This is a genomic window from Shewanella intestini, from assembly GCF_018221465.1.
GTDB lineage: Bacteria > Pseudomonadota > Gammaproteobacteria > Enterobacterales > Shewanellaceae > Shewanella > Shewanella intestini.
The window spans coordinates 118,941-144,706 of the sequence record NZ_JAAIKR010000007.1 but is presented as its reverse complement, the minus strand read 5'-3'; the positions used below and the strand labels follow the sequence as shown (position 1 = coordinate 144,706).

The 25,766-nt window shown below is 42.2% G+C and carries 23 protein-coding genes; 10 read left to right on the top strand and 13 right to left on the bottom strand.

From position 1 onward, the window contains the following. Positions 1 to 157 precede the first annotated feature (157 nt). Positions 158 to 358: a cell division protein ZapB gene (locus G3R48_RS09310; RefSeq protein WP_153664653.1), complete on the top strand. Its 201-nt coding sequence runs from the start codon at positions 158 to 160 to the stop codon at positions 356 to 358. Here the strand turns inward: G3R48_RS09310 and G3R48_RS09305 are convergent. The 7 genes from G3R48_RS09305 to G3R48_RS09275 form a co-directional block, all read right to left on the bottom strand. Beyond that, the gene (locus G3R48_RS09305; protein ID WP_153664651.1) at positions 355 to 567 is read right to left on the bottom strand and encodes a DUF1107 domain-containing protein; all 213 of its coding nucleotides are present in this window, start codon (positions 565 to 567) and stop codon (positions 355 to 357) included. The genes G3R48_RS09310 and G3R48_RS09305 overlap by 4 nt on opposite strands. Positions 568 to 987: 420 nt before the next feature. Beyond that, the gene (locus G3R48_RS09300; protein ID WP_153664649.1) at positions 988 to 1,599 is read right to left on the bottom strand and encodes a thiol:disulfide interchange protein DsbA/DsbL; all 612 of its coding nucleotides are present in this window, start codon (positions 1,597 to 1,599) and stop codon (positions 988 to 990) included. A 158-nt stretch (positions 1,600 to 1,757) separates the two neighbouring features. Continuing rightward, entirely contained in the window at positions 1,758 to 2,885 is a 1,128-nt protein-coding gene (locus G3R48_RS09295) for a serine/threonine protein kinase (RefSeq protein WP_153664647.1), read from the bottom strand. Then, a complete protein-coding gene (locus G3R48_RS09290) occupies positions 2,885 to 3,193 on the bottom strand; it encodes a DUF3630 family protein (protein ID WP_153664645.1) in 309 nt (102 codons plus the stop codon). The genes G3R48_RS09295 and G3R48_RS09290 overlap by 1 nt, the downstream gene beginning before the upstream one ends. A gap of 172 nt (positions 3,194 to 3,365) precedes the next feature. Further along, positions 3,366 to 4,811 carry a protein adenylyltransferase SelO gene (locus tag G3R48_RS09285; protein WP_153664713.1) on the bottom strand — a complete coding sequence of 482 codons (1,446 nt, stop codon included), beginning with the start codon at positions 4,809 to 4,811 and terminating at the stop codon, positions 3,366 to 3,368. Then, positions 4,801 to 5,142 (bottom strand): hypothetical protein, encoded by a 342-nt coding sequence (locus G3R48_RS09280; RefSeq protein WP_153664643.1) that lies wholly within the window; start codon positions 5,140 to 5,142, stop codon positions 4,801 to 4,803. Before G3R48_RS09280 ends, G3R48_RS09285 begins: the two co-directional genes overlap by 11 nt. 191 nt (positions 5,143 to 5,333) lie before the next feature. Next, positions 5,334 to 6,209: a hypothetical protein gene (locus G3R48_RS09275; protein WP_212593295.1), complete on the bottom strand. Its 876-nt coding sequence runs from the start codon at positions 6,207 to 6,209 to the stop codon at positions 5,334 to 5,336. Between the two features lie 364 nt (positions 6,210 to 6,573). Here G3R48_RS09275 and G3R48_RS09270 point away from each other — a divergent pair, with 364 nt between their 5' ends. Together G3R48_RS09270 and G3R48_RS09265 are read left to right on the top strand one after the other, a co-directional pair. Then, a complete protein-coding gene (locus G3R48_RS09270; protein ID WP_153664639.1) occupies positions 6,574 to 6,969 on the top strand; it encodes a nitrous oxide-stimulated promoter family protein in 396 nt (131 codons plus the stop codon). Between the two features lie 209 nt (positions 6,970 to 7,178). Next, complete coding sequence (locus G3R48_RS09265; protein ID WP_228497455.1) at positions 7,179 to 7,712, top strand: lipid-binding SYLF domain-containing protein; 534 nt, start codon at positions 7,179 to 7,181, stop codon at positions 7,710 to 7,712. Position 7,713: 1 nt separating this feature from the next. Here the strand turns inward: G3R48_RS09265 and G3R48_RS17345 are convergent, their stop codons facing one another. The 4 genes from G3R48_RS17345 to G3R48_RS09250 all read right to left on the bottom strand — a co-directional run bounded on the left by G3R48_RS17345 (position 7,714) and on the right by G3R48_RS09250 (position 12,446). Further along, a complete protein-coding gene (locus G3R48_RS17345; RefSeq protein ID WP_267253698.1) occupies positions 7,714 to 7,842 on the bottom strand; it encodes a hypothetical protein in 129 nt (42 codons plus the stop codon). A 38-nt stretch (positions 7,843 to 7,880) separates the two neighbouring features. Beyond that, entirely contained in the window at positions 7,881 to 8,468 is a 588-nt protein-coding gene (locus tag G3R48_RS09260; RefSeq protein WP_153664635.1) for a hypothetical protein, read from the bottom strand. A 234-nt stretch (positions 8,469 to 8,702) separates the two neighbouring features. Beyond that, on the bottom strand, positions 8,703 to 11,741 hold the full coding sequence (locus G3R48_RS09255) for a molybdopterin dinucleotide binding domain-containing protein (protein ID WP_153664633.1): 3,039 nt from the start codon (positions 11,739 to 11,741) through the stop codon (positions 8,703 to 8,705). 9 nt (positions 11,742 to 11,750) lie between these two features. Then, positions 11,751 to 12,446 carry a 4Fe-4S dicluster domain-containing protein gene (locus G3R48_RS09250; protein ID WP_153664631.1) on the bottom strand — a complete coding sequence of 232 codons (696 nt, stop codon included), beginning with the start codon at positions 12,444 to 12,446 and terminating at the stop codon, positions 11,751 to 11,753. Positions 12,447 to 13,297: 851 nt separating this feature from the next. Between G3R48_RS09250 and G3R48_RS09245 the strand changes: the two genes are divergently transcribed. The 5 genes from G3R48_RS09245 to G3R48_RS09225 all read left to right on the top strand — a co-directional run bounded on the left by G3R48_RS09245 (position 13,298) and on the right by G3R48_RS09225 (position 19,102). Next, entirely contained in the window at positions 13,298 to 15,517 is a 2,220-nt protein-coding gene (locus G3R48_RS09245) for a molybdopterin-dependent oxidoreductase (protein WP_153664629.1), read from the top strand. Positions 15,518 to 15,527: 10 nt separating this feature from the next. Continuing rightward, positions 15,528 to 16,073: a 4Fe-4S dicluster domain-containing protein gene (locus G3R48_RS09240; protein WP_153664627.1), complete on the top strand. Its 546-nt coding sequence runs from the start codon at positions 15,528 to 15,530 to the stop codon at positions 16,071 to 16,073. Continuing rightward, on the top strand, positions 16,073 to 16,660 hold the full coding sequence (locus G3R48_RS09235; RefSeq protein ID WP_153664625.1) for a TorD/DmsD family molecular chaperone: 588 nt from the start codon (positions 16,073 to 16,075) through the stop codon (positions 16,658 to 16,660). The genes G3R48_RS09240 and G3R48_RS09235 overlap by 1 nt, the downstream gene beginning before the upstream one ends. Positions 16,661 to 16,774: 114 nt before the next feature. Further along, positions 16,775 to 17,845 (top strand): formate dehydrogenase subunit gamma, encoded by a 1,071-nt coding sequence (locus G3R48_RS09230; RefSeq protein ID WP_153664623.1) that lies wholly within the window; start codon positions 16,775 to 16,777, stop codon positions 17,843 to 17,845. 147 nt (positions 17,846 to 17,992) lie between these two features. Next, on the top strand, positions 17,993 to 19,102 hold the full coding sequence (locus tag G3R48_RS09225; protein ID WP_153664621.1) for a porin: 1,110 nt from the start codon (positions 17,993 to 17,995) through the stop codon (positions 19,100 to 19,102). Positions 19,103 to 19,189: 87 nt separating this feature from the next. Here G3R48_RS09225 and G3R48_RS09220 read toward each other — a convergent pair whose 3' ends face one another. Both G3R48_RS09220 and G3R48_RS09215 read right to left on the bottom strand, forming a co-directional pair. Further along, positions 19,190 to 21,574 (bottom strand): YgiQ family radical SAM protein, encoded by a 2,385-nt coding sequence (locus G3R48_RS09220; RefSeq protein WP_153664619.1) that lies wholly within the window; start codon positions 21,572 to 21,574, stop codon positions 19,190 to 19,192. A 208-nt stretch (positions 21,575 to 21,782) separates the two neighbouring features. Continuing rightward, positions 21,783 to 22,178: an MAPEG family protein gene (locus tag G3R48_RS09215; protein WP_153664617.1), complete on the bottom strand. Its 396-nt coding sequence runs from the start codon at positions 22,176 to 22,178 to the stop codon at positions 21,783 to 21,785. A 181-nt stretch (positions 22,179 to 22,359) separates the two neighbouring features. On the opposite strand from G3R48_RS09215, the gene G3R48_RS09210 reads away from it, so the two are divergent. Together G3R48_RS09210 and G3R48_RS09205 are read left to right on the top strand one after the other, a co-directional pair. Next, complete coding sequence (locus tag G3R48_RS09210; RefSeq protein ID WP_212593294.1) at positions 22,360 to 23,580, top strand: threonine/serine exporter family protein; 1,221 nt, start codon at positions 22,360 to 22,362, stop codon at positions 23,578 to 23,580. A 164-nt stretch (positions 23,581 to 23,744) separates the two neighbouring features. Next, positions 23,745 to 25,412, top strand: coding sequence for a ShlB/FhaC/HecB family hemolysin secretion/activation protein (locus G3R48_RS09205; RefSeq protein ID WP_194823895.1), 1,668 nt, complete (start codon positions 23,745 to 23,747; stop codon positions 25,410 to 25,412). Positions 25,413 to 25,766 lie beyond the last annotated feature (354 nt).

Below are 25,766 nucleotides of genomic sequence, written 5' to 3'. Positions count from 1 at the left end.
GAGTACATTTTAACCCTCAAACTAACAAAGCAGAACAAATATACTGATTAGCTAATGAATTTAGGTTATTTTATCGCCACTTAGCTTTTATTGCTGTTCCAAGTACCGTAGACGCTGATAGAATCGGTATTCCATCCAGAAACTAATAGGACACCCCATGAGCCTTGAATTATTGTCCCAACTGGAAAACAAAATCCAGGCGACGCTAGAAAGTATTGAGCTACTAAAAATGGAGCTTGATGAAGAGAAGCAAAAAAATGAAGCGTTAACAGAAAAGAACCAACAATTACAGCAAGACCTTAACTCATGGAATGATAAGGTCAACGGCCTTGTTGGTTTATTGAATAATGAAGCTTAAGCTTGATTAACCTCGAGTCGTTGCGACTCGATTAAGGTATTAAGTTCTGCAATCGCCTTCCTTACTTTAGGGAGGCTTTTTTTTGGCATTAAAAAACGCCCGTTAGTAAACTCCAATTGACCAATGTCTTTTATCCAAATCACCCCAGTTAAAAAAATTCTTACGTGCTTTACAATCAACTTAGGAGCATAAACAGGAAATTCGCGCATATTGCCTCCAGCAAACTATTGCTAAAACATATCGAAAAAGTAGCTAATAATCATCCAACAAAAATTAGACCTAAGGTAGCTAAAAGAGGTTCAATTATTCTACAACTTTTTTATGAAAATCCTCTAAAAATCTCAGTGTCAGCATAACGACACTTGCTTGAAAATTGACGCGCTGATAGTATTTTTATCGTTACTCAGGGTAAAAACGAGTCCATTGACTCAATTCCGTTCTGCTTCGGCAAGCGGTTTTTTTTTGCCTTAAAATTAGTATGAATAAGGCATAAAAAAAGGAGCCCAAGGCTCCTTTTTAGCAATATGGTTACTGTCGTCAATAACCGCGTGTTTCATTTAAATTAGCCGCGACATGTGTTGTTGGGCTAATTTAACGATATTGCACTAGTTTATTTCTTTTGCGCTAGTTTATTTCTTTTGCGCTAAATAGTAAGCAATCTTAACCAGATCATCATATGACTTGATTGAACTGTTTTCAATGCGATATTTACCGTTAACAACAATTGAAGGTACGCCAGTTAACTGAGCATTTTCAGTATCACGTTTCATTTTTGACATTTGCGCGTTCACCATAAATGAATCAGCAGCTGCATCAAAATCTTTACCATCTACACCATTAGCAATGAACACTTTACGGATATCGTCACGGCTAACAAAATGTTGTTTTTTCTCATGGATAGCAGAGAAAAGCGCTTTTTCTATTTTAGCATCAACATTCAATTGATGCGCAACAGCAAAGGCACGAGACATTTCAACGCCCATTTCACGACCAATAAACTCAACATGCGCTTGATTAAACGTCACACCTTTAGGTAAATTTTTAACTAAGTTAGGCACAACCTCTTTTGAAAAATGGTAACAATGAGGGCAGAAAAATGAAAAGAACTCAGTAATTTCAGGCTTACTCGTACCAGGGCCGTTATTAATGACTGTGTAGTTAACACCTTCTTTATATTCAGCCGCATTGGCAGCCATTGGCGCAAGAAGCAATGCCGCAATAACCAATAAAACGTTTTTCATTTCGATTCCTTTTTTTGTGCAAAAATACAATGATTAACATGCATTAAGTGTTGCTATCATAATCTAGCCAGCCTATAGAGCTCAATGGCTTATTGCGAATATTTCTAACAAATAAGCTAAACGGGTTGAAGTAAATTTTTGTTCATCCCACTCTGTCACTAAAACAACGTCAGGCTAGGCTCATTTAAAGCACTGAGTTGTTCTTTAAACGCTAAGGTTTGCTGCTCCCAATATTTGACATCACCAAACCATGGAAAGTTCATCGGAAATGCCGGATCTTGCCAGCGCTTAGCTAACCAAGCGTTATAATGCAGCATTCGTAGTGCCCTTAATGGTTCAATTAAGGCCAATTGACGCTTATCAAAGTCAGCAAATTCTTCATACGCTTCAATCAAGATATCTAATTGTAATGTTTGTTGCTGCCTGTCTCCGGTAAGCATCATCCAAATATCTTGTATCGCTGGGCCTTGTTTGGCGTCATCTAAATCAACAAAACCTGGACCATCTGGAGTCCACAAAATATTACCTGGATGCAAATCACCATGCAGGCGAATTGAGGTAAATTCAACCTTATCCCAAATGGCTTTTGTGGCCGCTAATACTTGCTCAGCAACCGTAAAAAATGCTTGCTGCATGCTCGGTGCAACCCTATTAGACTGCTTCAAGTACATTAACGATGCATCACCTAAAATTGCCGGTGTTAATGCTTCACGATGCGCAAAAGGCTGCTGTTGGCCGAATTGATGGATACGGCCAATAAAGCGACCTGTAGACGCTAACTGTTCAAGGTTATCAACCTCAAAAGCACGTCCACCAATAGAGGGAAACAAGGCAAAGCGATAACCTTGATAAACATGTAAGGTGCGTTGTTCAATATTCACTGGCACGGCAATTGGCACTTCTTGCTCAGCCAATGCTAATGCATAATCATGTTCTTCTTGGATTTGTAAGTTCGTCCACCGCTCTGGTCGATAGAACTTCACCACATATCGTTGGCCACGATCACAACGAAATTGATACACCCTATTTTCGTAACTGTTTAACGCTAATAAACCAGTTTCAGGGTAAATGCCCACCGACTCGATGGCATCAAGAATGAGGTCTGGGGTTAACGCTTTATAATGAAATTGCGCGCCATTGTCGGCAGCGACCTGCTCATTATCACTATGCTGATGGCTAGTATCATGTCCACCATCAGCTTCATCATCTATACGATTGCCAAAATTAGCATTATCGTATTGTTCATCATCTAACCTTGCTTGGTCATTAGGAGTATGATTTTGCATTACGCCCTCGCTTGCGCTAATGGTTTAATTAACGCGGCTAAATACTCTATTACTTCACCGTCTTGTGGACGCTCTGGCTTTATCCAACAAATATTACCGTAAAACTCATAATGCATGACTAATCCAGTCCCTTCAAACATGAGTCGCCATTGATGTCTATCCGCTCCCCATTGACGTTCTTTAATCTCACAATCCATGGCCAGGGCTAATGGCTCAGCAAACTGTTCAAAGTGGTCAAAATCCACCTCGGCTTCAATCAATAAACTACTGTCGCTGTTATCAAATTTAACTGAAAAAATCTTTAACATGATTGGAGTTGTATTTCCTACGTGTATTACCGCCATAATCTAATGACTTTTTGGCTGTGCTGATTAGCGCTTACTGCGCGCTTTATTTTGGCGATGTTTATGGTGAGCGTAACCTTGACTGAGTACTTAAAGCTTTCTGAATGCTTTTTGGATTTACGCCCGACATCATAGCTTAGCTACTACAAGACATAATCAACCCTTGTCCCCATTCAGGTGGCCTTTTGGCAAAGTCCTCAAATTCAGCATGCTCAGCAAACGGCTGGGCTAATACTGATTGTATTTGTTTAAGCTTACGGTTATCACCACGCTCTTCAATATCAATTATCGCCTCTTGAGCCAAGTAATTACGCAGCACATACTTAGGATTAACTCCGTTACGCTGAGCTTGCCATTGCCTCATATCTGCCACATTACCGACACGTTGTTGATAACGGCTAAACCACTGGTCAAAACCGTCAACATCTATCATGTTGTCTCTTAAACTCGAATGCTGACTATGGATGTCAATTTGGCCAAACTGGCGCAATGACTGAGTGTAATCAAGCTGATTGGCTTCAAGTAAAGTGGTTAACTGGCCAATTAGAGTTAAATCTTGTTGATGCTGACTCACTTGATAATCAAACCCCAACTTTTGCGCCATGAGTTCAACATAATGGGCAACTAAATGGGTTTGATAACGGTTTAGCGCCGCCACAAGATCATCTGAGGCAATTACTGGCGATAACGCTTGGGCTAAACATTGTAAATTCCATAAACCAATGCCAGGTTGCTGGCCAAAGGCATAGCGGCCTTGGTGATCGGAATGATTACAAATGAAATCTTCTTTGAAGGTATCAATGAACGCAAACGGACCAAAGTCAAAGCTGTCACCGAGAATCGACATATTGTCAGTGTTCATGACCCCATGCGCAAAACCAATACTTTGCCAATGAGCAATCATTTTTGCGGTGCTTTCGACCACTTCATTAAACCACTGCACATAACCTGCTTTGTCAGCGCTAAGGTGCGGAAAATGCTGGGCTAACGTAAAGTTGACTAATTGAGTCAACTTTTCAGTTCGCCCTTGCTCGCTATGGCAAAAATACTCAAAATGCCCAAAGCGAATATGGCTTTTAGCAAGCCTTACAGTAATGGCGGCCTGTTCTTGGGTTTCACGCCACACAGGTAAATCAGAGCCAATAACAGCTAACGCTCTTGAGGTGGGAACATCAAGCGCCGCTAATGCTTCAGAAATTAAAAATTCACGCACGGCTGAGCGCATCACCGCACGGCCATCACCTTGTCTTGAGTAAGGAGTTGGGCCCGCGCCTTTTAAAGCAACATCCCAAGCTCCATGTGGACCCGTGGCCTCCCCCATGATAATTGAGCGACCATCTCCTAGCCTCGGAGTGTAACCACCAAATTGATGGCCGCTATACACTTGCGCGTAATAACTGGCATCAGGGGCGGCGATATTACCCGACAACTGCATAAGCAGTTCATCATTAGGCTGAGTTAAACCAATTAGCTTGGCAGCGTCATCACTCCAACCTAACCAATGTGGCTGGGTAATTGGCGTGGGATAAACCTGAGAATAAAACCCACTAAGCTGTTCAAAAAAATCTTGTTTAAAGTTCATCATGCTTTGAGCCCGGGATTAAGTTTTGACACGCAATCTCTCCCGTTTTTTCATCGGCAACACACATTTGACCACAAATATAAGCCTGTTGTGGTTCAACAGAGCTGGCATTTAATTTCAACAAGCCCCGACCTTTCGCTTGGCAGTGCTCAATAGAGTCATAATAGCCTTTAATAAATTGCTGTTTCACCATTTGAGTTGGCATTGGCTGCTGATCAGCAACGTAAAACAAGGTCCAATTAGGTGTTTGAATACAAGCGGTCAAGGCGCTGACAACACCAATTGCAAGGGCGAATTTAATGATGGCAGAACGAGATAATAAAGACTTCATAACGTTACTCAAACCTTTGTCGATGACGTGAATACGAATAAAAAAGCATAAAAAAACGCGAACCAGATGTCCGCGTTAAATCGGGTTAAGCGATATCATACCTTAACAGTCAACTATTGTGACTAAAAACAGTACGCTAATGAGTGAGTATCCGCTGCAATCAAGCCGTATTACTCACTCACAGACTATGCTCACACTTTAGTTTGCGCCTTTTCAATGCGCTTAATGCGCCCTTCAAAGCCAGTCACTGTGCCATCTGTTAATTGGTGTTCAAGCGCATGCTGACACACTGACACCGCTTGTTGAAACTGGCCGCTGTCGGTTAATAAGGTCGCTAAATGCATATGTGGCAAAGACTTAGCCGCGACATTGTCACCAATTTTATTTAATAATTGATAACCATTAATAAAGCGCTGCGTTAATGCCGCGCCATATTCAAGGTATTGCGGCTGTTTTCGCAGTTTATAGCAATGCGAAATAACATTTCCTAACGCCTGCATTTGGCTAATGGAATCGACCTCGGCCTGTTGATATTGTTCAACCGTGGCAATAAATGCATCACTTGCCCACTGCGAACTTGGAATATCTAACGCTTTAGTCGTCGATAAAACAGTTGGCTCTGGCTCTGGCTCTGGCTCTGGCTCTGGCTCTGGCTCTGGCTCTGGCTCTGGCTCTGGCTCTGGCTCTGGCTCTGGCTCTGGCTCTGGCTCTGCAGCGAGAGTAACCTCTTCGGCAACCACTAGTTCAACGTTTGGTTGTGTTTCTTGGTTAATTTCAGACCCATTTGACGCTAATTTCTCAGTGGGTGTTAACCCTGGCATGTCATTATCTGCCTCAGGCGACCCCTTAATGTCGGTTGCTATCGTATTATCAACAACCTCATCACCAACCGAGGTTGCCTGCTCTGGTTCAACCGCATCGTTTTTTTCAGCTCTAGGCTCGACTTGCTGCTCTTTAGTTAATCTGTCAGCGGTTGCGGATTGTTGTTCTTGCTTAGCCACTTTCTGTGAGCGTTTAAACAAATAGATAACAATGACAACTAACACGAGGAGTAAAATAATTTTCATGGTATCACCAGCAAAGCACACGTTATGTGTGACAGTTAATCGTTAAAAATCAACCGATCTAAATAAGTTAACCTCTTATTTAGGCGTTGTTTTTTTATACAAACAAAACCTATTTTTAAAGCATTTCCAACTACTAAATCAAGCTTTTAGCCAATTTAATTAGCATATATGGTTATTTTTGTTAATCCGCTCGTAAAACTCGCCGTTAAATTCATTTTGTGCGGTAGCTCATAATTTTTTGCGTCAAGGTTTGAGCCGCCTAACTAGGAGGCATAAACTATTAATACTTTAGTGTTTCACTAGGGTATTACCTATATCGAGGTATGCACCTGTTTCAGGTTTTGGTGGTAGTAAGGGGATAATCATGGCAGAGCGTGAACAACTTAACGGCAAGTTACTTTATGAATTTAATACCGTTGCCGCAATGGTCGAAATTTACTGTAAAGCACACCATAAAGACAAGCCAAAACACACCACTTGTGATGACTGCCAAGCCTTTCTCGATTATGCCTGCACCCGCTTAGATCGTTGCCCTTATGGCCAAAACAAACCAACTTGCAATAACTGTCCGGTACATTGCTATAAGCCGCATATGAAAGAACATGCGCGTGAAATCATGAAATTTGCCGGTCCAAGAATGTTGTTACCTCACCCAATTAGAGCCATCAAGCATTTATTGGCAGAGCGTCAACCTGTCCCTGGAAAACCTGAACAGGGGCAATCTAATCGCCATTTACGTAAAGCCAAGCAAGCCGATTAATCAATCGCATTAATTGCTAGTGCGACAGACTAAGCAAAAAGATGAAACTTTGGCAACGCATCGCTGATGTCAAAGTGCACCATTAACAACACCTCAACCAATACAATATATTCGCAACTTATGAATTTATGTTATCTTTGGTTAAATTCTTTTTATTTGAGGTTGTTATGGCACGAATATCGACAATAACGTTAAGTGCAATGATGCTTATGGCACTCCTGTTTAGCACACCCACGTTAGCCAAAGATAAATATCAACAAGCGCTCACTAACTTTAAAAAAGCCCCCGAAACTCGCCAATTAATTGCCAGCGCTTACGGTTATGCATTATTTCCTACCGTCGGCAAAGGTGGTTTTTTTGTTGGTGCTGCTTATGGTGATGGTCGAGTATATCGCGGCGGTGTTCACACTGGCGACTCGTCTTTATCGCAAATCTCTATTGGCTTACAACTCGGTGGTCAAGCATACAGTGAGATTATTTTCTTCCAAAATGCACAAGCTTATGAAAAGTTTACTAGCGGCAGTTTTGAATTCTCCGCACAAGCTTCAGCGGTGGCCATTAATGTCGGCGCAAGTGCTCAAACTGGCACAACGGGTAACTCGGCAGGTGCTGGTCAAGCAGGCAGCAACCATAATGCTACAGCCAGCTATGTTAATGGCATGGCGGTTTTTACCGCGGCAAAAGGTGGCTTAATGTATGAAGCGGCTTTAGCTGGACAATCTTTTACCTTTGACGCCAAATAACTTAGCTTCGATTAATGACTTTTTTAGCGACAACAAAAGCAATGGCAGTGGCGACTAAACCGACATGACGGATTAGCGAACGCCAGCGACAAAAAATGCGCCAATGATGGCGCATTTTTATGGTTACCATTTAACGTCTTTGTCTTACCCAAGCCGCTACAAATGGTGTTATTTATGTCCCCATGGGGTTGGCGGCAATGGCACTGGTTTGCTGAGATCAAACACCACTTCAAAGTTTCTGTTTTCACGAGTCAGCTGATAAGTAAACGTGTTGTCCGCAATCCCCATATGCCAAACATTGGTAACCGATGCCGTTAAGCCATTAGCGGTAAAGTTGGCAATTGAAAACGCATCTACAGGGAATGATTGCCAGTGAGCAGTGCCTTTGTCTGCCGTGTCGCCACCATACATAGTTACCGCATCTTCAGTACCGTCTTTGTGGCGATGATCATGCTTTAATTGAATACCTTGGTCTGACTTTGTTAGCACCCATGTACGCGAGTGATCTTCACCAACATGAAAGGGAATTTTAACTTGGTCTTTATCGCATTCACGTACATGCATGACTAAGTGTTGCGAAGCGAAGTCTTTATCAGCCGCATCTGTGCTGACCACTTTGCCCGCAAAAGCTTGACCACAATAAGCTTTAATATTTTCTAAAAAGGCATCTTGCTCTGCTGAAGCAGCAACACTCGTCAAAGAAAACACACTTGTTGATAAACCAAGTACCAGCATTGATAACGATTTTTTGACCATGTTGGTCTCCTGCACAAAATCAAACACGTTAGCATGGGTTGATAAATTCAAACTGAAAAAATTACATGATGCCAATGACTTGAAACCAAACAACTAGACAACTAGACAACTAGACAACTAGACAACTAGACAACTAGACACTGAAATGATGGACAAGCTCTATTAATTTGCCATAAAAAAAGAGGCTGAAAGTTCAGCCTCTTTTTATGGGTCTATTTAGCAATCAATGCAAGGTTATACTTTCACTAATTTAACTGGAATACCGTGACGACAGTTCGCCCCAGTCCAGTAGTCGTTAAGCATACTTGCTTGGCCTTTACGAGTTGGGTCATCAGGCACCATTTGGTTAACCGCAGTTCCTGTGCCACGTGCAGCAATAGCTGCCACAGTTTTACCATCGATAATACGAGTGTCGCCACCAAAACCTTGGTTATGACCAAAACCGTGCGACACGCAGACTGCGCCTTTAGCAACACCGCTATCTGCTTGCACAACACCTTGAGTCGGCTTGCCATTCGCGCTCACAATCTTAACTTCATCGCCGTCTTTTAAGCCTTGCTCATTGGCGGTTTCAGTATTGAGGTAAACATAGTTAGTTGGACTAATTTCGGCAATACGTGTAAACGCCACATTGAAGTTTGAACGTACCGTTGCTTTATAGCTTGAGAACAGCAATGGGTATTGCGCTGCTGGCCAATGTTTTTCCCATGTATCACCATTCCAAAAACGGTGTTCATGATACGTTGGCGTGCCAGGATAAAATTCACCAGAGAATGGATGACGCATTTGCGCCACATCTTGATGATAAATTTGCAGTGCTTTAGGCGCTGCCCCAGTCATGAATTCACCGGTGTAACGTGTTTCTGGTGCTTCATAATAGCCACCACGTGACAACAATGCTTCAACCTTGGCCGCTTCATCAGCAGTTAAACGGGTTTTGATTGGTGCCATTGCATAATCTAATCCAGCCCATTCACGGTCTTCAGCAGTGACTGTCGGTAATTGACCACATTGTTCAGCTACGTTGGCTAAATAACGTGCATGCCAGTCTTCAAAACATAATAAGTCAGCCGTACCGCCATTCTTCGTCTTAAGCGCATCTTTACCAAAACCTGGTAATTTCATTTTAAGCGCGATATCAATTAAGAATTGCTCCATACAAATGTGCTCACCGCGTTTAGTTAATGCTGTACGCGGTGTAACCATTGGCGATGCAGTGACAACAGCAAGGTTAATCGAACCCCACATACGGTCTGCTGCATATTCTTCAAGCATTGAGCGATCTGGAATGAAATAATCCGCATAACGGTTAGTTTCATTCATGTGGCAATCAATACCAATCATTAATGGCAGACGTTTAGGATCTGCAATACTTGCAAGCACTTCTTGGCTAATAGAGCCTGCGCTATATAAGAAGTTATTACGCCATGCGATAAACGCTTTAGCGGTATATGGATCGGCATTGGCGTGACTCGTCCATTGCTCTGCCGCATTCATTGCAGGCAAGACTTCATGCCATGGATTATCAGCTGGGTAAGGGTTTTTACCTTGGGCTAATTTTTGTTGGTATTCAGTTGAAGACTCATAGCTGCCATCGCGACAAGCATTAACTTGTGCGCTCACATCAACGCCGCCATCAATGTTGGCTAGGTCATATAAGCCTTCTAAACCACCGATACCCCCATTCATGTAAATAGCACCACCTTTAGCATCGTGAGAACCCGCTAAAGTGTTAAGGAGTGCCCAAATCCAGCCAATCACAAAACCATCAGAAGCACTGGTGCCACCGTTACCAGCAACACAAGACTTACGACCATAATGCGCTAAGTCTTTGGCAACTTGGCGCATATCCTCGATGCTAACACCACTTTGCTCTGCGTAGTGTTTCATTGAAGTACGCTGCGCTTCTTTACGTAATAAATGTAATGAAGATGCCACGTTGACTTTATGACCTTGCTTATTTTTAAGCGTGCGGCTAACAAATAACTCAGCGTTAGCACCTGACTCAGCTGAGACAAGTTTTTTAGTGCCCGCAGTTAAGATAAGCGCTTCATCGCCGCCAAGACCAAACTCAGACGCTTGAGCAAATTGGCGGTAACGTGGATGCTTAGGATCCATCACCACTAAATGGCCAGCATTGGTATGATGTAACTCACCAGCGGCTTCAGCCGCTTTTGGACTCGCACATTGCAAGCTCACTTTATTGAACCATTGCTCTTCTAACATGGTGCGAATTACACCAAAAGCGAATGCACCGTCTTTACCCGGTTTAATCGGTAACCATTTCGCGTTAGTGTCAGCAGCAACAGTCGTACGTAATAGTGGATCAACACACACATATTTAAATTTACGACCGACACGGCTATCAGCTAAACCACGGCCTAAACGGTTTAACGATACCCCAGAAGATCCTGGGCTTGTACCTAAGAATAAACCGTATTCAACGGCTTCCCAGTCAACATCGTTTAACCATTCTTCAAAGCCTTCAGCAACACCTAATGCGTAACCGGTTGCTTGCGCTGCACCACAATAAGCATGTTTAGTGCCTAAGTTTACTGTGCCCCAAGACTGCTGCATAAAGCGAGCGTAGAAACTACCACGCAAGGTATCTTCAGCGTTAAATGTGGCAAATAATTGGTTAGCTTTAGAACCAAACTCAGGGTGACCAGGTTTAATGAGTTCATCAAGATTACGTAACGCTTTTAAGCCATCAACGTGTCCTTCACCAAATAAATCACCACCTTCGAGGATTTCTTTTAGCGCTTGCTCATAAGAAATGGTTTCCCATTTACCTTCGCCACGTTTCCCCGCACGTTTAAGTACTTGCGTGATACGGCGCTCATCATCAACCGAGTCAACAGCACTTGAACCTTTAGCACACGTTGTTGCGCGGTTTTCAAGCCCAGCATCGCCAGTTAATGCAATGTAGCTATCTTTGACGCTGGTGCTTAATGGTAATGGCGATCCTGAGTTGTTTTCACAATAAGGGTTACCTACCACTTTCATCACTTTGTCGGTTTTCTCGTCGACACGAACACGTAAACCACAAACGTTATTACAAGTGAAGCAGCGTGAATAAGCAGTACGTACACCCGGTGTTTTTTCCCAATTACCAGCAGCATCTTTTTGATACTCAACAGCAATAGGGTGACCAAACTTAGACACATCTTTGCTGTGCACAGGGCCTACATAAGGTTTGTCACCACAAGCAACAGTGGCAACACTGGCGGCAGAAACTAAGCCTGCACGCGTGAGAAATTTACGTCTATCCATCATTTGCTCCTAACGTTGCCAATCAAGGAAGTTTAATTTTAAGATTTCTTGATCGTCTGCTTGTTCAGGCAAACCGATGTAGAAAATGTTCGGGTTAGTGCCCGCTTCAGCCAACATGGAATAAACTTTGTTGTCTTTTACTAATTGAGAGATTTTGCTTTGAGGATCGTTTAAATCGCCAAAGGTTCTTGCTTCACCAATACATGTTTCAACACACGCAGGTAATAGACCTGCGGTCACACGGTGAATACAGAAATTACATTTCTCAGGTGGGTTATTGAAGGTGTCATCTTTACGACGTGCACCATAAGGACAAGCATCAACACATTGTTGGCAATGAATACATTGCTCATGGTCAATGACCACAATGCCGTCTTCTTCGCGTTTAAAGGTGGCTTCAACCGGACAGATATCAACACAAGCGGGATTGACACAGTTATTACATTGATTAGGTACTGACAATGCAGCAAAACCATTTTCTTGTTCAACGGTGGCTTGAGTCACACGGGTACGACAACGTCCAGCCTCAGTTTGGTTTTCTACTGAACAAGAAACAGTACAAGACAGACAACCAGTACAACGACGCACGTCAAATACCATTGCCAATCTTTTTCCGGAAGTTTTGGCTTGTAATTGTGCACTGGGCACAAGAGCAAGCATGGCGCTACCCGCTGCCATTTTCAAAATGGAACGTCTATCTAACATAACTCAGCCTTAAAAAATCATAAAAACTTAAACTCAAATGTAATCACACTTGGACTTTTATATACTAACCAACATCACTCAGCTGTTTAATTCAACCCGAACAAAATAAGAACAGGTTAAAACAATCACGACAACTGTTATATTAAATTACGATAAATAATTAAACAGCTATCAAATCATGATAAACAATAAAACAGTTATTAAAAAACAAACTACCTAGTTAACCAACCTCGCCTCAATATATAGCAGGCATCTTTTAATATAGAACTCGATATTAAAAGAAAGGTAGGAAGCGTCAAAAAAAACGCTAACACACTTACTAAGAATAAACATAAAGAGATATCCACCAAAGCAAGAGACGACACTACCAAAAAATGTGAAACACCCTGAAAGCCAACTACTACAACGTATTATACGCTGCAAGCAACCCAAGAAACATTAAAAATGCCTCACAAAAGGAGGTACTTACTAATGATTAGACATGTGTCAAATTAATAAAATTCTCCTTTATTAAAGTGTGATCGGAAACACTGAATAAAATTCTAAATAAATAGATTATCCTTCCCGCAGCAAATGAATTAGTTAATTCCAATAAATTAAATACTGCCAACCTATATTATTAATAAAAATTCATTAAATTAAGTTAACAAAACAATAAAGTTTTAAATGTTGGATGTAGAACATAAATATGAATAAAAATTAATTAGCAGGGTTTGTTTAACTAGGAATTAATTAATTAACCTTTTTATACGTTTAACTATTTAAGCGTATTAATTTGCTGGTTTAACTTGATTACCAGCAAATAAAAAGTAATTAGCGGTTCATCGCCGTTATAAAAATGGGGAATATATATGAAAATCGATAGACGCGCATTCCTACAAGGTGTCGGAGCAACTTCGGTTGTAGGCACGTTGTCAGGCTTGGTGCCTGGTGTTGCAAATGCATCAACAGCACCACGTGGTGGCGCTCCAGAAAAGTTACTTAAACGCGAAGGTGAAATTAAATATCACACGTGTCAACGTAACTGTGCTGACCGCTGTTTGTTAAAGTTCACTGTTCAAAATGGCCGTATGACATACGTCGAAGGCGCCAGTGAATTGAAGAAAATGGGTACTGCTCCTTGTGTTAAAGGTACTGCTTATGTGCAATATACCTATGCAGCAGATCGTATTCTTCACCCAATGGAACGTGCAGGTAAAAAAGGCGAAGGTAAATGGCGTCGTATTACTTGGGATGATGCATACAAGAAAATTAGTGACAAGCTAAAAAGTATCATTAAAGAACATGGTGCTGATTCAATTCTTCCATACAGCTACTCTGGCCATGAAGGCGTTATCGGTAAATACGGCGGACCTAGCCGTTTCTTCAACGCAATTGGTTCACGTAAATTAGACCGTAAAGTGTGTGTATTCGCCGCTTACGAAGGTCTAACTGCGACCACTGGTACTTACCAAGGTCCAGATCCATATGACAATATTCATACCAATTGTTATATCGCTTGGGGTCAAAACGAAACAGCAACTAACGTACATGGTATTAAGTTCATCAACCAAGCGCGTGATAAAGGCGCTAAATTATTGGTTGTTAACCCAATGCGTACCCCGATTGCTTCTCAAGCTGATATTTGGTTACAACCAATTCCAAGTACAGATACTCACCTTGCAACAGGTATCATGAAGTATCTTGTAGAAAAAGATTTAGTTGACCATGAGTTCATTAAAAAGAACACCATAGGCTATGACGAGTTACTTAAACGTCTTGACGAAATGTCTTACGACGAAATTGAAAAAGTAACCGGTGTACCAAGACAGAAAATGTTTGAATTTGCTAAAGTTTATGGCGAATCTGAACTTTCAGTAATCCGTTTAGGCTACGGTATGCAACGTAACTATAACGGTGCTCGTATGTCTCGTGCTATCTCTATGATGCACGCAATTGCGGGTCAGTTTGGTAAAATTGGTAACGGTTTCATCTACGATAACACCCAAGCCGATGACAGCTTAAACTACTCTAAAGGCCGTGCGGATCATATCCATCCGAACCCTGATACAGTTGGTCATGTCAACATGACAGAGATTGCAAAAGCATTGCATCCAACGAATCCAACGGCTTATGGCAAACCAATCAAACCTATTAAGGCTGTGATTAACTACAACGGTAACTTCGTTGCAGTTGCGCCAGACTCAAATGCATGTCGCCGCGGCGCAATGCGTGATGACTTGTTCTTAGTTGTACATGATTTCTTGATGACAGATACCGCAGAACTTGCCGATATCATCGTACCATCAACAACTCAGTTTGAAATGCCAGACATGGGTACCGATTACAACTGGTATCACATGCAAACGTCTGAAAAAGTTATCGAGCCTTTAGGTGAATCTAAAGATAACTGGATATTCTTCAAAGAATTAGGTCAACACATGGGCGTTGGTCATCATCCAGAAATGCAAGTGGATTATGAACAAATTCTACGTGACTTCCTTGATACTGACATGCCTGCATTTAAAAATGCTGGTATCACTTACGATCAAATCATTAAAGAGAAGTTCGTAACAGTTTGGGAAGAAAAACCTTACCTAGCTAGCGGTAAATTCAAAACGCCAAGCGGTAAGATTGAGCTTTGGTCTCAAAAAATGAAAGACGCAGGTTACCACCCAGTGATCGACTTCGGTTTACCAGAAGACGAAATGATCCCTGAAGAAAAATCATTACCTTTCCGTATGATTTCTCCAGCGATTCCACAACGTGCTAACAGTGCTTTCTACAACGTGAAGTACATCCGTAACTTCCCTGCGTACATGGTGAAATTAAACACTGATGATGCAAAACGTTTAGGCATTAAAAATAACGACCGCATTAAATTGAAAAACCAACGTGGTGAAGCAGTATTTACTGCGCAAGTTTCTGGCCAGGTTCCAGTAGGAACCGTTATGACACCTAAAAATAACTGGCGTCGTATGAACCCGAATGACCCAGATGGTTCAACCAACGTCCTGACTACGGACAAGTTAACCGATATGGGTGGCTGTTCAGCTTATCACTCAACTCGTGTTGATATTACTAAGGTTTAAGGGGTAGAAAATGTCAGTAAATCATAAAGTTGGTTTTGTTTTCAGACAAGAAAACTGTGTGGGTTGTCAAGCATGTACTGTTGCTTGTCAAATCCATAACGAACTACCTGAAAACCACCGTTTTCGTAAAGTAGATCGTTACGAAGTTGAGCATAAAGATGGCTCTAAAGATGTGTGGTTATCACACTCTTGCATGCATTGTGAAAATCCAGCATGTCTCATGGTTTGTCCTACTAAGGCTTACCATACTCGTGAAGACGGTATCGTTGTGCTTGACCGTGAAAAGTGTGATGGCTGTGGCCTTTGTACTGAAGCATGTCCATATTCTGCTGTTAGCATTCGTGAAGACGATGGTAAAGCAGACAAATGTAACATGTGTGTCGAATTACTTGACCGCGGTATGCAACCAGCATGTGTATCAGGTTGTCCTGTAGAGTGTTTAAAAACAGGTAACTTGAATGAAACCTTGAAAAAACCTTCTGCAAGTAAAGAAGGCATTGGTTACACAGATAGCATCACAAAACCTAACATGGTGATTATTAAGGAACGTGCATAATGACGACTCAGTATGGTCCAACTGCAAACGCATACTATGCATTTAAATCAATGATGTATGCTCCATCTGCAAAGGAATCTATTGCAAGTTTAGTTGCTTATTTACAAGCAGAAAAACCCCAAAGCCCTTTGCTTGAAGAAGCGTTGAAATATGTCGCTGATCCATCGGAATTGGAGTATGACTTCAACCGCATGTGTATTGGACCGTACAAGTTGTTGGTTGCCCCATATGAGTCTGTGTACTTAAGTGGCAATCACATGGTTAACACCAAAGAAACTGCAGCTGTTGCTGATTTCTACCAACAAATCGGTCTTACCTTAGATGAAAAACAAGGTGAACCCGCCGACTATATTGGGAACGAACTTGAGTTTCTTTACTGTGTCCATGCATTAGCTAGCGAACAGAAAGCGGCTGGAAATGTTGAAAACGCAGCTGAACTGCAACTTATCGCAAATGAATTTATGCAGGCCCATTTAGGTCTTTGGTATGTTCGCTTTTGTGAAGGTATGCAAGCGCATGCAACATTAGCATTCTGGCGTTTACTGGCCACTGAGCTACACGATTTTATCACTGATCAAGTACAGTAATTAGTTGTTTAACTTACTGTAAAATTTGACGATATCCAGCCCTTGCTGGACCTAAAAATGGTTCACGGGGCGGTCCTTAGTGAAACGACAAATATTGTCGTAAAGGAGTTTTTCATGAGCAAAGCAATAAGATTATTTAGTTTTATTGTAATCAGCCTATTTGTCTCTTCTGCGGCAATGGCTGCTACTGCAGACAACGCAAAGCTGCAGCCACAAGAGTGGCAAAAAATTAATGTAGGCCCAGCCCAAGGTACTCACCATAAACTTGATGGTCACCCTGGATTTGAAAACCTACCTCACCAACAAACACTTGTAGGTGCAAACAATGGCGATTACAACTTAGTTGAAAGCCAAGGTATGCCACAACAAGCGGCAATGTTAATGCCTGCTGAACTGCCTGAAGCACAAAATGAAGCAACCTTAGGTTACCTTAACAACTCAGGTACTTTTGCGTTCTTAGAATTTGCAAGCATCTTCATTGTTGCTGGCCTATTCATTCTATTTGTTCTTTTCAATGGCATTTCACGCCTTGAAAAAGGTTTCTCTGGCAAACTTATCAAGCGTTGGTCTGGCTTTAGCATCAGCATTCACTGGTTAGGTGCTATCTCTTGTATCGCATTGATTTTCACAGGATTAGTCCTTGGTTTAGGTCGCTTCTACATTGAACCATCTACCAACGTATATGGTTGGGCTGGTTTAGTGGGTATTGCAAGCAGCTTACACGGATTAATGGCTTGGCCTTTCATCGTTGGCTACGTGCTAATGGTATTGGCTTGGTTCCCAAAACAAATGCCTGCAAGCTACGATTTAAAATGGTTTGCTAAACTTGGTGGTTACCTGAACTTTGGCAAAAAAGTTCACCCAGACGCAGGTTTTGCTAACGCTGGTGAAAAACTGTTCTTCTGGACCTTTGCAATTGGTGGCGGATTAATGGTGGCTTCTGGTCTAGTCATGATGTACCCAGAAACATTTGACGTGTCTAAAAACGCGGCAAATCTAATGCTTGCTATCCACATTACTGCAACCATCATCATCAGTGCATTTGCTGTAGTCCACTTCTTCATGGCAACTGTCATGTCAGAAGGCAGTATGAGCAACATGACTACCGGTTACTGTGATGAAAACTGGGCCAAACAACACCACAATGTTTGGTACAAAGAGCTTAAAGACGCGGGTAAAGTTTAACCAACCGCGTATTTAACACTCGCTCACCACCACTAGGTGGTGAGCATCTCAATCTATCTCCTGTATCAAAGTAATAGTGCGTCCTGCCCTTATGTCTCATAAGAGGTTGTTTTTTGCACATAAAATTTATTTATAAGAAGGTTATACATGAAAACTATTCAAACTTTAGTGGCTGTTGCCGTTAGTGCTGTTTGCTTCAATGCATCTGCTGCAGAGCAGTCTTTAGAACAGCAAGTTGCTACTTTGAACGCACGTGTTCAACAACTTGAATCTGTTAATGCACCTGCTGCAACAACGACTTCTTCTTTCAAAAACAGCTCTGTTAGCCTTTACGGTTCACTACGCCCTACTTTAACTCACAATACTGCCAATGAATCTAATTGGGATGTGGGTGATGCACTTTCTCGCATCGGTATTAAAGCCAGCACTCAAATTTCTGACGGTCTTTCTGTATTCGCTGACGGCGAATGGAGTGTAGACATGTCTCACAATGGTGATTTTGGTAAAGCACGTCTTGCTTACGTTGGTTTAGCAACTGATTACGGTTCAGTATCTATCGGTCGTCAACGTCCTGCACAATACACTGTAGTAGGTTCTTATGTTGATATCTTCAACAACAGCAACAGCCCATTTGGTTATAACGAAGCTGCCCCATTCTTCATGAGCAACTCTGTTAATTACCAAGTGTCTGCATCTGGCGTGACTTTCATTGCAGGTGCAATGTTTGATGGCGAGTACGGCGGAGCAACTGGTGGTAACAATGGCCAAACTGTTGACATGTATAACGTTGCAGTAGGTTATGACCTTGACAAATTGCACTTAGGTTTAGGTTATGTGTCAACAGAAAACACTGTTGGTCAAAACAAAGACTTACTAGGCGGTGTTGCAGCGTATAGCTTTGATAATGGCATTTATGTTGCTGGTAGCTACCAAGTAACTGATCACAATGTTGATCAATCTTGGAAAACTGCAGATGCACAAGACAACAACGGTCACACTGCTGATTTAGTTGCTACATTCCCATTAGCTGCGCATTACGATGTAAAAGCGGGTGTATCTCTGTTTGATGACGGTATCGACAATCTTTCAAGCCGTAAATTCAAAAGCTACAACACAACATTTGAATGGTTACCTGCATCAAACGTATGTGTTCACTTAGAATACTTACGCACAGATTTCGACTCAAGTGCAAAAGACACTGACAACGCTGTAACTGTCGGTCTACGTTACAACTTCGATATGACTTGGAAAAGCTAATAGCGCTTTTTAATAAGTGATACAAAAATGGCAACCTAGTGGTTGCCATTTTTTTATGCTTTATTGTCAATATCCGCAGTTACATAGCTAACGCTGATGTTTAGGCGTTGTGCCCCATACGTTTTTTTTCGAACGTTTTTGCTGTCCACCCGCTGACGACTTACCCTGCCCCGCTTTTGCTGGCGAGCCAGTACTGCCTTTACGACGTGACTGATTAGCGCTATTAGCATTAACGTTATTGGTATTATTTGCGCCGCTATTGTTTTTGCCTTTCTTACCACTGTTGCCATTGCCCGTTTTATCACTGTTTTTAGCATCTGTACGGTCTGTAAACTGGTTATCAGAAAAACGAGTTAAGCCTTTTTTACCATTGGCAACTTTGGCAGTGGGTTTATTTTTTTGTCCCCACTTGCCGCGATTCTTTTCATTACGGGTTTCTGGTGGCACCAAATGCTGCGGACCATTACCAATTAATGACTCTTTACCCATGGCAATTAATGCTTCGCGGATCATCGGCCAGCCTAATGGATCGTGATAACGCAACAAGAACTTGTGCAACTTACGTTGACGGCCTTTCTTAGGTACGCTCACTTGCTCACTGGTGTGCTTAACATTGCGCAATGAATTTAATTCAGTGTGATAAATGGTGGTGGCATTTGCCATTGGCGACGGATAAAAGTTTTGCACTTGGTCAAGTTTAAACTTCTGACTTTTAAGCCATAACGCCAAATTGACCATGTCTTCATCTGTGGTGCCAGGGTGCGCTGAAATAAAGTATGGAATTAAGAACTGTTCTTTACCGGCTTCTTTAGAGAACTTATCAAACAACGTTTTAAAGCGGTCATAAGTGCCCATTCCCGGCTTCATCATTTTACTTAATGGGCCTTCTTCCGTGTGCTCTGGGGCAATTTTTAAATAGCCACCAACATGATGTCGAGCCAACTCTCTTACATAATCAGGGTCTTCAGTGGCTAAGTCGTAACGCACCCCTGAAGCAATTAATACCTTCTTAATACCGGGTACATCACGCGCGGCGCGATATAAATCAACCGTGTGTTTGTGGTCAGTATTTAAATGGCCACAAATAGCAGGGTAAACACAAGACAAGCGTCGGCAAGTCGTTTCTGCCTTTTCACTTGAGCAACCTAAACGGTACATATTGGCCGTTGGGCCACCAAGATCTGAAATCACCCCTGTAAAACCGGGTACCTTGTCTTGAATGTCTTTAATTTCTTTAATAATGGACTCTTGCGAGCGACTTTGAATAATTCGCCCTTCATGTTCAGTAATCGAGCAAAATGAACAACCACCAAAGCAGCCGCGCATAATGTTAATCGACGTTTTGATCATGTCATAAGCAGGAATTTTTTCTTTACCGTAACGAGGATGTGGCACCCGTTTATAAGCCATATCAAAAACAGCATCCATTTCATCAGTATTTAATGGCCATGCTGGAGGGTTAACCCAAACACCACGATGTTGGTCGTGACGTTGGAATAACGCACGTGCACAGCCAGGATTTTGTTCTTGATGTAAAATACGCGACGCATGGGCGTATAGATATTTGTCATCTTTTACTTTGTCGTAAGCAGGCAATAATACGTAGGTTTTTTCCCACGGTTTTGGCCGTGATGGCTGCACCGAAATAGCTTTGGGCGCGTCGTTGTCGAAAATCTTTTTGTCTGTCGGCCCAGATAATTTTTCACAGCCAACATCATCAGCGCCATAAGGGTTAGGGATCGGATCAATTTTATGTAATTGGTCGATTTTACGTGAATCCATGCCTTTCCAACCCATTAAGGGATCGCGCAACATGACCGTGGTGCCGCGAATATCGGTCATTTCTTTAATGTTATCGCCGCGCCCTAAACGGTGGGCAATATCTATTAATGGTCGCTCGGCATTACCGTAAATTAAAATATCGGCCTTGGAGTCTGAAATCACACTCTTACGTACTTTGTCCGACCAATAATCATAATGTGCAATACGGCGTAAACTGGCTTCAATGCCACCAATCACAACAGGAACGTCTTTAAAGGCTTCTTTACAACGTTGGGTGTACACCGTGACCGCGCGGTCAGGACGCTTACCGCCAATATTGCCAGCGGTATAGGCATCGTCATGACGCATTCTTCGGTCTGCAGTGTAACGGTTAATCATCGAGTCCATGTTGCCCGCTGTCACCCCAAAAAATAAATTGGGGCGACCCAACTGCATAAAGTCGTCTTTATTTGACCAATCTGGCTGGGAAATAATCCCTACGCGAAAGCCTTGTGCTTCAAGTAAACGGCCAATCACTGCCATCCCAAAACTGGGGTGATCCACATACGCATCGCCAGTAACAATAATAATGTCACAGCTGTCCCAGCCAAGCTTCTTCATCTCTTTTTTAGACATGGGTAAAAATGGCGCGGGAGTGGTGCTATGCGCCCAATACTTGGGATAGGTAAATAAAGTGGATTCAACTTGCATGAAAGTAACCTAAACGTGAAATACAAATGCTGTAAAAACAGCCAATCGAACAACAGCGCGCGAGTATATACCCATGCTCAATAATAAGCGAGTATCCGCCCGATTTTCGCGGCTTTAATGACGGTAAACAAGGCTAAAAAAAAGGCGCTAATCCTATTTTTAGCCATTAGCGCCCTTTAATCGTTGATAGCTTAACGCGCAGTGTGCATTAGGCCGTGAAGAACATAACAATATTGGCAATCGATAACCCTAATAGCACCGCCCAAGTTAATATCACCCCCCAAAAGCGACCAAAATGAATGCCGCCATTGGTTTTAATTAACCCAAAAGCATGAAGCACTCGAGCAATAAGCCATACACAACCAAATAAGTGTAAGGCATAAGCGGGCACCCCACCGGCTTCTGCAAGCACAAATAGCAATAAGGCAAACGGCGCGTTCTCAACTAAATTGGCTTGTACTCTAATGGCGGTCGCTAACGGCTTGTGGCCGTCATCACCGATCCCCACTTTATATCGACGGCGCATTTTAATCACATATACCGTTAACACCATAAATAGCAGTGCGGTTAACGCCACATACAAGCCACTGACTGCAAAAGACATATTGATCCTTTTTGTTGTAATTATCCTTGATGATTTTCTATCGTGACAATTGTGGATAAAATAATCTACTGTTATTGAAAAATTTCACGTGAATCGACTATAAACCCCGCCTGCTTTCAGTTAGAATCGCCGCCAATATCAGCTGAGCTTAACCCCGCCATTAATAGAGTGATCACGCCAAGTGAATAATCAGGATTTTTTAATTAAACGCAGGTTTATTATTAAACTCGGCAAGGCCTTACATCAATTTGGCACCCCCGCGTACAGGCTCGAATCTCACCTACAAATTGTCTCTAAAACATTAGGTATTGAGGGCTATTTTCTTATTTCCCCCACTTCAATGACCTTTGTGTTGCAACATGACACCGAACAAGAATATAACCATGTTGCCCGCGTCAAACCCGGCGACCTTGATTTAGGCTCCTTAGCCAGAGCATTCGATTTGGTAGAAGAATTATGTTCAGGCCAACGCTCATTAGATGATGCATTAGCGCGTTTAGATGAAATCATCAATAAACCTAACCCTTATGGGCATAAATTAACCCTATTAGCATTTGGTTGTGGTTCAGGTGCTTTTGCCATGTTAATGGGGACGGGGTGGCACGATGTATTTTGGTCGGGTTTATTAGGTTTGATGGTATATGGCTTGGTATTTTGGGCAGAGCACTCAAAACGGGTCACCGAAATGCTCGAACCTTTAGCCGCAGTATTATGCGCCATTGCAGCTTGCGCGATTGCCACTATAGACCCAAGCATCAATATTCCGGTGGTGATTTTATCGGGAATTATTATCTTTATTCCCGGTCTTGCGCTCACTTTAGGACTGTCGGAGCTGGCCTCACGCGATTTAATCTCTGGTACGGGGCGAATAATGGATGCCGCCATGCAGTTATTTAAGCTCTATTTTGGGGCAATTTTAGGGATGACTATCGGTAACGCCATTTTTGGTAACGTCACCTTTGTTGAACCGGCGCATTTATCGATGTGGGAAACGTGGGCGGCAGTGCCTATCTTATCCATGGCGTTAGTGATTCTATTTAAAGCCAGATTAAAAGATGCCCCTTGGGGTATTTTGGCGGGTATTGTGGCCTTTTTCTCTGCCATTTTAGGGGGACTCTATCTGGGCGAATCCATCGGCATTTTTGTCGGTGCATTAGCCGTGGGGATTTATTCCAACTTGTATGCCCGCTGGATGAAAGCCCCGGTTTCCATCGCATTACTACAAGGCATTGTCATCTTAGTGCCGGGTAGCAAAACCTACATTGGCTTAAATGCGATGATCTCAGGGGAAGTGATGCTCAATCAAGTACATCTAGGCTCACAAATATTCCTTATCTTTATGTCGTTAGTGGCAGGACTCATTTTTGCTAACGTCGTCGTTCCGCCCCGCCGCGCACTGTAATTAACATGAAAGGGTGAGCTATTAATGGTAGCTCGACCCGCTTTTTCGCCGTCAATGTCCCACTAAAGATGTCATTAACACTTGACTCTTATCCTTATCAAGTGTGTTATTAATGAACACGATTTACGCGTAAATGGAAGAAATACAATAATAAAGGATTAATAATGAGATGTTATATCACCCTTGTGGGTAGTGTTATTTTATATTGCAGCTCATGTTCTTCTTATGCTTCTTCAACTGAGACCTCTAGTGCCTCTCTATCCGATACCACACACAGCCAGACAGAATTAATTCGCTCAAAAGTGGGCAATATCATTGTTGTCAGTCAGCCTATTTTTGACCTATCAGATCCGGAATCTTTTTTTATTCATCGCTGGGCGAATGCACTGCATATCAATACCCAAGAAGACACCATTTTAAACAATATGCCCTTTGATGTTGGCGATGAGGTCAATCAGCGCGAAATTGAAGAAGCGCAGCGCTTACTCAGAGCTGAAGCCTATATTCGCGATGCCAAAGTCACCATGACAACCGTAGATGATCCTGATAGTGATGCCACGCAGGCCAACGGCAGTAAACAAGTGATCATTGAAACATGGGATAACTGGTCATTACTGCCCACGGCAAGTTTTGGCAGCAGCGGCGGTGAAACCAAATTTTCATTTGGAATAAAAGAAGACAACCTTTTAGGTTTAGGGATTAGAACCCGTGTTAAGTATCAATCATCTGCCGACAGAACAGGATACAAGTTTGAAGTCACTGCGCCGTTTCAATGGATTAAACACGCCAAAGTCAGCGCCAGTTTTTTAGATAATAGCGACGGCACCGCAACCCACTTGGCATTTTATAAACCCTTTTATGCACTTAATACTCAGTACATGTACGGCGCAAAAGCGCTAGATGACACTCGCACTGACACTTTGCGCCAAAATGGGGTCGACATTAATCAATTTGAACATAAAACCGAATATGCCAACGTGCAATTTGGCTGGTTAGCTCAGCGCAATGAATACGACCTTCATCGTATTTCAGTCGGTGCAACATTCGACCGTAACACTTTTGACAACCTCAGTTATTTACCCGACAGTCCATTACCACAAAACCGTGAATTTGCTTATCCTTGGATTGGTTACGAGTACATTGAAGATGAATTTTCAGTGCTCAATAATATTTACTTAATCAGCAATAACGAAGACTTCAACTTAGGTTGGTATCATAAATTGCGCTTAGGTTTAGAGCTAAATGACACCAAGCAAGACCACCAACCTGGCTATCATGTTGACTGGTTTACCAGCCACGGTATCCGACATGATAACCACCTATTGTTAATGTCGCTCGATGCAGAGTTAACTCAACATACCGCGCAAGATGACCGATATAAAATTGCCCTGCGCAGCGAATACTTTTATCACATTAACCCCAAGTGGACGGCTTACAGTAAAATTCGATTAGCATCCTCCAAGCACAATTACCTTGATGACACCTTTGCTCTGGGCGATGACACCGGAATTAGAGGATATCCAAATGATTACCAATACGGTGACAATCAATGGGCATTCACTGCCGAACTGCGTAATTACCCTAATATTAATTTGTACCAATTAGCCAATTTAGGTTGGGCGTTGTTTTCAGATGTGGGCCAAGCAACAGGTGGCACCGATGACAATAACGAGATCAATGATGTGATCGGCAGTGTGGGTGTGGGTGCGCGGATTTACTCGTCGAAGTCCAGTTATGGCAACGTCGCCCATATTGATCTTGCGGTGCCATTTACTCAAGGTAATGAAATAAATGATTGGGAATTTCGTTTTCAGGTTAAAAACCATTTCTAGTCCAACTCTCGACTAAAAAACAAACACCAACACATGTCTGTTTTTAGCTTTTCCCATGCAAAACATGCTATACACAGTCTCTCAGACACTGCCCCAACTCAGTGTACAAACTGAAATATAAGTTAGCACTGCCGCCGTAACGGATATACCAACGCAAAATAATGACATTACACCTACAGTTTGGTTACTTTTATCACAATAAAAAAACTACACCACTATCAACAATGCCCCTTTTTTATTACTCATTCAAATTACATTTACACCAATAAAATCAAATGATTAATTATAACAAGCATGCTGGCAAGCATAAAAAACACGCATTTAGCCACTGACATATACCTTTTGCTTATAACG